We start from the raw sequence: 8997 nt of genomic DNA, 5'->3' as shown, positions 1-8997 counted from the left end.
CACTAGAATTGGCCAGTCCAGCGATGTGGCCGCAGTGTAATAATCACTCTCCGGCACCGCCTCCAACCCCTCCGGCAAAGCCTTCTGCTCGGTCTCGCCCGATTCCGGGTTATCGTAACCGGCATCCCCCCATTGCACGACGTAATTGTCCTGCACGCGATTTATCGACGTGCCATCCCACCAGTGCGCGGCGGCGAGCTTGCGGATATTGCGGATCCAGCCCTGCGTGAATGGTTCCGGCATCAGCTGGATGACCACGCGGCGGGCGTTGCCTTCTGCATCGGGCGCGAGGTCCATGACCAGCAGGTCGCTCGGCGCGATTTTCACCCAGTCGCTGGCCGGGGCGGCATCGACAATGGCATTGGGGCTGGGATATTCCGATTTTTCGGTGTCCTGGGCGAGGGTGGGAGTCGCGCTCAAGAGGGCTGCTAGTGAAGCGAAAACGGTTGCCTTGTTCATATAATCTTCCCCCAATTCCGTTCGCACTGAGCTTGTCGAAGTGCAGCTCTCGGTGCACGAGGTCGTTAAGCTTCGCTTGGCCTTCGGCTCGACAAGCCCAGGACGAACGGATTATATTTTCAACATTCTGTTCCTCAGCACCCTAACCCGACACTATCGCTTGCGAAAGCCCGTTTCCCGCATTAGGGGAAGCGGCGCTGTCTGATGTTCGACCAAATTATGCATCAGATGACTATGCGGAGACGTGGCAGAGTGGTCGATCGCGCACGCTTGGAAAGCGTGTATAGGGCAACCTATCGAGGGTTCGAATCCCTCCGTCTCCGCCACTAATCATCATAAACCGAATATTGGATCTATGGCATCCGCGGTGGACCGAGCCCGCTTTATTCGGGGGCTCAAACCGGGTGCGCTCTGGTTGACCAGGCATGCCATGCTCTTTGCAGCCGCTGCTTTCCGCGATATTCCAGCACCGCGAGCGCAGGAATCAGCAGTTGAAGTATCACCGCCCCGAACAATACCCCGAATCCGAGACTGGCCGACATCGGGATGAGAAACTGGGCCTGAAGGCTGGTTTCGAAGGTAATCGGCGCCACGCCGAGGAATGTTGTGAGCGAGGTCAGCATGATCGGCCGGAAGCGTGATTTGGCGCCGCTGATGATGGCGTCTTCTATGTCCATGCCGTTGGCGATATTTTCGTTGATGAAGTCGATCAGAACGAGCGATCCGTTCACAATCACACCCGACAGCGCGATGATACCGAAAATGCTGAGCACGCCCAAGGGCAGTCCCAGTATCAGGTGGCCGATCAGAGCCCCGATAATACCGAACGGAATGACCGCCATGATGATCAGCGGTTGCACGTAGGAACGGAACGGAATTGCCAGCAGGGCATAGATCATCAGCAGCGCGGCCAGGAATGCGATGCCCAGATCGCCAAAGGATTCCTGCTGCTCCTTCTGTTCGCCACCAAATGTATACTGTAGCTGGGGATAGTCGGCTTGCAGTTCGGGCATGATTTCGCTGGACAGCGCATCGGCAATTTCCTGGCTGGTCACGACATTGTCGTCAAGATCGGCGGTAACCGTGGTCACCCGGCGGCCGTCGGTGCGGCGAATGACCGAGGGTGCCTGACCAAAGGAAACCTCGGCGAGCGAGGCAAGCGGTACTTCGCCTCCCGGTACCCGAACCCGGAAACGCTCGACATCCGCGATCGAGTTACGTTCTTCTTCGGGCAGGCGGATATATACCCGCAGATCTTCCTGGCCGCGCTGCACTCTCAGCGCCTCGCTGCCGAAGAAAGCCGCACGCACCTGAAGCGCGACATCCTGCAGCGTTACACCCAGCGAGCGGGCCTCCGGCTTCAATCGAAGCTGGATTTCCTTCAGCCCCTCGTCCTGATCGGTTTCGATGTCGAACAGGCCGGAGAAGCGGTTCAGTTTTTCCATCAGTTTGACCGAGGCAGCCTCGACCACGGCCGGATCGGGATCGGAGAGTTGCACATCAACCGGTGCGCCGATCGACAGCAGATCGGAGGCAAAAACGACCGAGCGTGCCTCGACGATCGGGCCGACCGCGTCCCGCCATGCATTTTCGAAATCCTTTGACGCGAGTTCCCTCTGGTCGCCCGGGATGAAGCTGAACTGGACGCTGGCAATATTGGAGGAGAAGCCTCTGCTCGCGGTAGCATCGGGACCGTTTAGCCGTGGTCCCTGACCCACCAGGGTGAATATTCCCCGCAAGGGCGAAGCGCCGCTGTCTTCCCGCCCCGCCTCATATTCCGCAAAAGTCTCGCGACCCCGCTGTTCGATCAACCGGGCAATTTTCTCGGTATCCCCGATTGTCGTTCCGGCCGGCATCTCGAGACTGGCTGTGACAATATCCGCCTCGATGGCGGGGAAGAAGGAGCTTTTGATGATACCGGCCGGTACCAGCGAGCCGACGACGATGAGCAGGGCAACACCACCGGCGATTATCACAAATGGCATGCGGACGGAAAAATTCAGTGCCCGATCGAGCGGACCGTTGACGAAGGCCTGGAAGTAAAAGTCCACGCTGGCTTGTACCCGTTCGAAAAAGCGGGTGACGGGATTATGTGTCGGGGTGCCGGGCGCGGGCAGATGGCTGAGGTGATTGGGCAGGATCAGCAGGCACTCGATCAGCGACAATGCCAGAACGGCAACGACCACCAGCGGGATATCGAACAATATTTTACCGATGACGCCGCCAATGGCAAAGAGCGGGGAAAATGCAGCGACCGTCGTCAATACCGCAAAGATGACCGGCACTGTGACCCGCCGGGTGCCGCTGATCGCGGCGCCCAGTCCGGTCCGGCCGCTGCCACGCTGGGCATAAACATTTTCGCCCACGACGATCGCGTCATCGACCACCAGACCCAATGCCAGAATGAAGCCGAACAGCGAGAACATATTGAGGCTGGATCCCATCAGATCCAGCAGGAAAATCGCGCCGACAAAGGTCACGCCGATGCCCAGTGCCGTCCACCCGGCAAGGCGGATATCGAGAAACAGGGTCAGCGCGAGCAGCACCAGAAACAGACCGATCGCAGCATTTTTGAGAAGCAGACTCAATCGGTCGTTGAGCAGTTCACTGTCATCATCCCAAATTGCATAGGATATGCCTTCCGGCAGCGTGGGCGCGAATTCGGAACTCAAATATTCTTTGGCTGCGCGCGCGACATCCAATACCCGCTCGTCGCTGGTGCGGAATACCTCAACGAAGGCAACCGGCTGGCCATTGTAAAGCGACAACAGATCGGAATCCTCGAACCCGTCGCGGATATTGGCCACCTGACCCAGCCTGACCAACGCGCCATTTTGGTTGCTCACCAGAACGATATTTTCAAAATTCTGCTGGTTATAATTCTGTCCGATTGTCCGGACCCGGACTTCCTCGCTGTCGGTATCGATCGACCCGGCCGGACTGTCGAGACTGCTCGCTGCGACGGTGCGCGATATATCGTTGAGCGAGAGGCCCAGGGCCTGCAACGTATTTTGCGGGACTTCTATCGACACTTCATAGTCGCGGATAGAACTGGTACTGACGAACGATATCTCCGGCAATGATGATAGCGATTCCTCAAGCCGATAGGCTGTCTCCTTCAGCGCAATTTCGGGAACATCCCCGAAAATCGCAACACGCAGAACGCTTTGCCGGGTGGTCAGTTCCCGGACATCGGGTTCCTCGGCATCGTCGGGGAAGGTCTGGATCTGGTCTATTTCGGCTTTGATGTCATCCAGCGCCCGGTCGATATCCGTACCCAGTTCCAGCTCGACCGAGACCGCACCGATATTTTCGGCCGCGTTGGACTTAATCTCTTTGACATTCTCGACCGCTTCAACCGCTTCTTCAATTTTCTGGATAATCGTTTCTTCGACTTCATCCGGTGTAGCGCCCGGATAAGCGACGCTGATCTGAACCGTATCGAGGCTGTTTTCCGCAAAAACCTCCTGAACGATCGTGCCATAGGATGAAATTCCGGCCACAAAGAAGAAGATCATCAGCAGGTTTGCCGCGACTCCGTTGCGCGCCATAAACGCAACCACGCCGCGTTGTTCCATGATCTCCTTGCTCGGTTGCTCGGGGACGGGTCCGTCCGCCGGGGACTGGTCGGGATCGGATACAGTCGTCATTTAGCCGGCTTGGCTTTCGAGGGTATTTTCACCTTGGATACAGGTGGTTTTGTGACAGGCTTTTTCAGGCTCGGCTTGGCGATCCTGACGCGCAGTCCTTCGGTCGCAATTTTCAGGTTTCCGGTAATGGCCACTGGCTTGTCTCCCAGGCCCGAGGTGCTGATCAGCGCCGTTTTATCGGTGCGCTGCAATATTTCCACCGCGACGATATGGAGTTTATTGTCGCGAACCAGCCAGATATTGTTACCCGATTTCAGAGCCGCGAGCGGGAGCACCGCATATTCTTCCAGGGCTTTGCCGGTAATTTCGGCATCGACAAAACTGCCGACAAACAATGGTGGTGCGCCGGATGCCGTGGCAGTCTTTCCGCTAGCATTCTGCTCTGCAGCGGGCGCGCCACCGCGCAGCGGATTGGGGATACGCAAGTATATATCGATCGTGCGTGTTTGCGGATTGAGCAAACGATTCACCCGGTCAACATAAGCCGACCACCGGTACCGGGTGCCGCCATATTCGGAATAGACAGACGCTTCGATCCTGTTTCCCGCTCCGGTGCGGAACAGCTGGGGGATCAATGCGGCCTCTTTTTCGGATAAAGGAATGACGGCTTCATAATCTGCTGTGCCAACGATCGAACCGAGCGATTGTCCGGGCTGGACAAAACTTCCCAGTGCAATTTGTTCGGCTTTCACGACCCCCGAAAAGGGAGCCTGAACCACCGTTCGTTTCAATGCGGTTCGGGCGTCGGCCAGTTTTGCCTGGGCCCGGCGCAGACCGGCTTGCGCGGATTTCAGCTGCGGTTCGCGCGTTGCCAGGCCGTTGGAAGTTGTGACCTGCCTAGTTTGCTGCATATCGGATTCCGCATTCCTGACCAACGCATCTGGCGGCAATATTTGCGCGGCATAATCGCTGCTGTCGACACTGGCAAAGGCATTGCCAGCGCTGGCGCCGCGTTGCTGGAAACGGGCCAGCTCCGCCTTTGCCAGGGTGACTTCCTCGCGTGCCTGCATCACCGACACGCCTTGCGATGCGACATCGGCTTGCGCCGTTTGCACCGCATTGCGATAGTCGGAAGTGTCGATCCGGAACAAGGTTTCGCCGCGCGCTATAAGCTGACCTTCGCGAAGGCCGGGATTTACATAGACCAGCTTGCCTGCAACTTCGGCGGCCAGTGTCAGGTCCTCGCGCGCGCGCACCGTACCCGCGCCCGTGATCATCAAATTTCCGGTACGGATTTCCAGAGCTTCCGCTTGCACCAGCGGAAGCTGTTCTACCTGCGGCTTTTCTTCCGGATCGGACCGGAGCAGGACCAGCGCTGCCGCAATCAAGATTGCTCCGAGCAGGATCAAGCCGCCTATAACGCGTTGCCGGTGCACCTATTTTTCTCCCTTTGTGGTTGAAGCCGCATTTTCGCCAGCCGGTTGCGGTGACGCGCCCGGCTCTTCATCCCAGCTGCCTCCCAGCGCCCGGTGGATAGCAAGCCGCGAAAGAGCTACGTCGCGCGCCGCCGAAGATAATGAGGACTGGACCTGATATTGTGCGCGCAGGGCATCGAGATAATCGATATAGCTTCCGACCCCGTTGGAAAACCGTCGCGATTGCAGCGCTGCGGCGGCTTCGGCCTCTTCCAGTTGCGAGAACAGAAACCGGTAACGTTGCCGCTCTTCTTCATAGCGCTCGATGGCGGAGGACACCTCTTGATAAGCGGTCAACACGGTGCGCGCGTAAACCGCGGTCTGCTGGGCATATTGTGCATCGGCAACTTCGATATTCGCCCGGATTCGACCGCCCTGGAAAAGCGGTGCAGTGAGGCTCGCCCCCAGGTTCAACACCCAATTGTCAAATATATCAAATGCTTGGGAAGGGGTGCCGCCTTGGGTGCCGGTGCTGGCGGAAAGGCTTAGAGACGGAAATCGTTCAGCGCGGCGCGCCCCCAGATTATATCGTGCCGACTCCAGTCGCTGGCCTTCGGCATATATGTCCGGCCGCTGGGTCAGCAGATCGATCGGCAGGCCGGAAGGAACCGATTGGAATATCAATTTTGGCGCGAGTTTTTTGCCGATAAGATCATCCATATTGTCGGAATATCGGCCGACAAGCACGGCCAATTGCCCCTCAATCGCCGCCAGCTGGCTTTCTCGCTGCGGCAGGCTGGCCTGGATATTGCGAAATTCCTGGCGCACCTGATAAAGTTCGAACGACGTCACCAGGCCACGACGATAGCGATCCTCGGTCTGTTCCAGCCGGTCACCGAGCACATCGATAATTCTGGTTGTGAGACCAATTTGATGGCGCGCATCAACAATATCGAAATAGCTGGTGATGGTTTCTGCCAGAACGGCCAGACGCACGGACTGCAAGTCGGCGGCGGAAGCAACCGCATCAGCCCGCCCGGCCCGTGCATCGTTGCGCAGCTTGCCCCAGATGTCGAGCTCGTAGGAAAAGGCAAGGCTTGAAGCATAGGTCTCGTTCTGGATTCGCCTGGTTGCGGCGCCCGGTATCGAACCGAAACTGGTTCCCGCGGTAGGGGAATCAGAATAGCTGCTGTTTAGTCCGGTACTGGCCTGCGGAAAAAGGCCGCTTTTTGAAATTTTCGCCCGCGCTTCCGCCGCTCTCAGTCTTGCAGAAGCTTCGGCAAGATCAAAATTCTTGGTAAGCGCTTCATCGAGCAGACCGTTCAGGACAGGGTCCTCAAACGACTGCCACCAGCGCGCCGGCTGGTAGATGCCGCCTGCATCGAACTTTGCAAATTGCGATGGGACGCCTGCAGCGATTTCCGGAACCGCCGACTCCGGGGCCAGGCTTACACAGCCGCTGGTCGTCAACGCGATCAAAAGAACGGCCGACTTGATCCTGTTAGAGCTATTTTTCACAATATCTTCCGCCATCGCAATGGCCCGGACCGTACCAAGCCCATGCAAAATGCCATTCATGAAATTGAACGTCAACGTTTTATTTGAACGTTACCGTTCAATTTGATAGAAGCGCCCGACTGACGAGGGGATTGGGCCGTGGAATATGCGGATGACAGGAAGATGCTTTTGCACAGCGACAGGCCGGCGAGTCGGCGCAAAATCGCGGATATTCTCGTTGCGGCGCATGCGGAGTTTTTTGCCAACGGATTTTCGGCGACCAGCATCGAAGCGATTGCGGCGCGCGCTGGCGTGTCCAAGGTTACGGTCTATTCCTGGTTCAAGAACAAGGAAAATCTGTTTGGCGAAGTGGTCAAGGCAGAATGCAGTCAGATGCGCAAGAATTTCGTCGTCGCAAATCTGGAAGACACGAAACTGCGCGATATCCTGATTTCTGCGGCGCGGGGGATGCTGGACTTTCTCATGCGCGACGAGATGGTTCGATTTGAACGCGTGCTTGCCGCGGAAGTGAACCGGGATCCGAAAATCGGCGAATATTTCCTCGACAATGGCCCCCGTGTCCTGCTCGGAGATCTGACCAATCTCCTCCATGTCGCTATCAAGCGCGGAGAGATTCAAAGCGCGGACGTGACCGCTTCGGCGGAAATGTTCGCCGGTCTGATCATGGGGAGAATGGATCTATTCCTCCGCTATGGCCACAAAATCACCATGACCGACGAAGAAAAGCGAAAACGGGTGCTCCGCGCGGTTGATGCCTGGCTGCTTATTCACCAGACATAGGTGACCGGCCCCGCCGTACGATTGCGGTGAACGCTAGATATTGTCGATCATCTCGGCCAAAGTCGCCAGACATTCGCGGGCGAGCAGATTGCAGCGTTCGGGGGACCAGCCTTGTTCTGCATCGGGCAGGTCGCCATTATCCTTGAACGGCATTTCCAGCGTCATCGCGACGGCGCCGAAGCGTTCTGCGACCTGATTGGTCGACATCGACAGGTTGGCCTTGCCCTTGGCGGCCGTAGGATAGCCGAGCTTGGTCTGGAAATCCGGTGTGCGCTCGGCCAGGCGGTTGCGGTAGCCGTGATATTTTTCCAGCTGCGCGTCGGTGATCGAAGGGATTCCTTCGAAACCGGCGATGAAAACCGCGGGGATTGCTTCATCCCCGTGGACGTCCATCGCGAAATCGACACCGCTTTTATCCATCGCGTTGCGGACACACAACACTTCGGGAGATTTCTCGGCGCTTGGTTCGTGCCATTCGCGATTGAGATTGGTCCCGGCAAAATTGGTTCGTAAATGTCCTCTGCACGAACCATCTGGGTTCATATTGGGTATGATATGGAGCCGGCATTGCTGCAGCAGCAGCCGTGCGTGAGGATCGGCGGGATCGGTCAGCATTTCCAGCGCGCCTTCCATCCACCATTCGGCCATGCTTTCTCCGGGATGCTGGCGGGCGTAGAGCCAGACCTGTTTCTTCCCGCTGCCCAGTTCCAAACAGTCGATCGGCTGGCCTTCCAGACTGTGGCCCAGCGTCTGCACCGAGACTCCTTCAAAACCGGCAGTTTCGGCGATCAGGTCGTGATGGCGTTCCATGCTGTAGGGCGCGAAATAGGCGAACCAGATGATATTGCTGCTTGCGGTATAGCGAATCGACAGGGTGCCGCTTTTCTCGTCGTAACTGCTTTCCGCGCGGCCCCAATATTCCCGGTCCTCGCTGACACAGGCGTCATAATCGGGCCAGCCCTGCGGGTAAGCGGATTCTTTCAGGCCGCCAATGTTCAACTCCAGCTCGTCGCCGATCTGGCAGGCCACCCGGAAATGGAACCATTGGAAAAATTCGCTGTCCTTGTCCTTGCGGATCGACAATTTTGCGGTGGTGCCCTTGATGGCATGGACTTCGATATTGCCGCTATCGAACGCGCTGGTGATTTTTATGGTCATGGCACCCTGATAGTGGCTCCGGACTCTCCGGGGAAGTCCCTGAATAGGGCTTCGGCCAGTTTCGCTGCTGCCAGGCC

General features: G+C 57.5%; 7 protein-coding genes and 1 tRNA gene. 2 read left to right on the top strand and 6 right to left on the bottom strand.

What is annotated here, in order from left to right:
• Positions 1-459, bottom strand: a 459-nt coding sequence (locus WBM93_RS11290; RefSeq protein ID WP_424431902.1) for a peptidylprolyl isomerase, incomplete at its 3' end; no start/stop codon positions are given.
• Between the two features lie 238 nt (positions 460-697).
• Between WBM93_RS11290 and WBM93_RS11285 the strand changes: the two genes are divergently transcribed.
• Positions 698-785: transfer RNA gene (locus tag WBM93_RS11285), tRNA-Ser, on the top strand.
• Between the two features lie 69 nt (positions 786-854).
• On the opposite strand, the gene WBM93_RS11280 is transcribed toward WBM93_RS11285, so the two are convergent.
• The 3 genes from WBM93_RS11280 to WBM93_RS11270 are packed head-to-tail and all read right to left on the bottom strand — an operon-like array spanning position 855 to position 6997.
• On the bottom strand, positions 855-4109 hold the full coding sequence (locus WBM93_RS11280) for an efflux RND transporter permease subunit (protein WP_424431900.1): 3255 nt from the start codon (positions 4107-4109) through the stop codon (positions 855-857).
• Positions 4106-5485 carry an efflux RND transporter periplasmic adaptor subunit gene (locus WBM93_RS11275; RefSeq protein WP_424431898.1) on the bottom strand — a complete coding sequence of 460 codons (1380 nt, stop codon included), beginning with the start codon at positions 5483-5485 and terminating at the stop codon, positions 4106-4108. The genes WBM93_RS11280 and WBM93_RS11275 overlap by 4 nt, the downstream gene beginning before the upstream one ends.
• Positions 5486-6997 carry a TolC family protein gene (locus tag WBM93_RS11270; protein WP_424431896.1) on the bottom strand — a complete coding sequence of 504 codons (1512 nt, stop codon included), beginning with the start codon at positions 6995-6997 and terminating at the stop codon, positions 5486-5488.
• A gap of 123 nt (positions 6998-7120) precedes the next feature.
• Here WBM93_RS11270 and WBM93_RS11265 point away from each other — a divergent pair, with 123 nt between their 5' ends.
• Positions 7121-7762: a TetR/AcrR family transcriptional regulator gene (locus WBM93_RS11265; protein WP_424431894.1), complete on the top strand. Its 642-nt coding sequence runs from the start codon at positions 7121-7123 to the stop codon at positions 7760-7762.
• A gap of 33 nt (positions 7763-7795) precedes the next feature.
• On the opposite strand, the gene WBM93_RS11260 is transcribed toward WBM93_RS11265, so the two are convergent.
• Together WBM93_RS11260 and WBM93_RS11255 are read right to left on the bottom strand one after the other, a co-directional pair.
• Entirely contained in the window at positions 7796-8920 is a 1125-nt protein-coding gene (locus WBM93_RS11260; protein ID WP_424431892.1) for a M14 family metallopeptidase, read from the bottom strand.
• On the bottom strand, positions 8889-8997 hold a 109-nt coding region (locus WBM93_RS11255), incomplete at its 5' end, for a small acid-soluble spore protein P (protein WP_424431904.1). The genes WBM93_RS11255 and WBM93_RS11260, both read right to left, overlap by 32 nt.

The sequence above is a fragment of the Parasphingorhabdus sp. genome (genome assembly GCF_049667325.1).
GTDB lineage: Bacteria > Pseudomonadota > Alphaproteobacteria > Sphingomonadales > Sphingomonadaceae > Parasphingorhabdus.
This window is presented reverse-complemented; position numbering and strand designations above follow the sequence as displayed.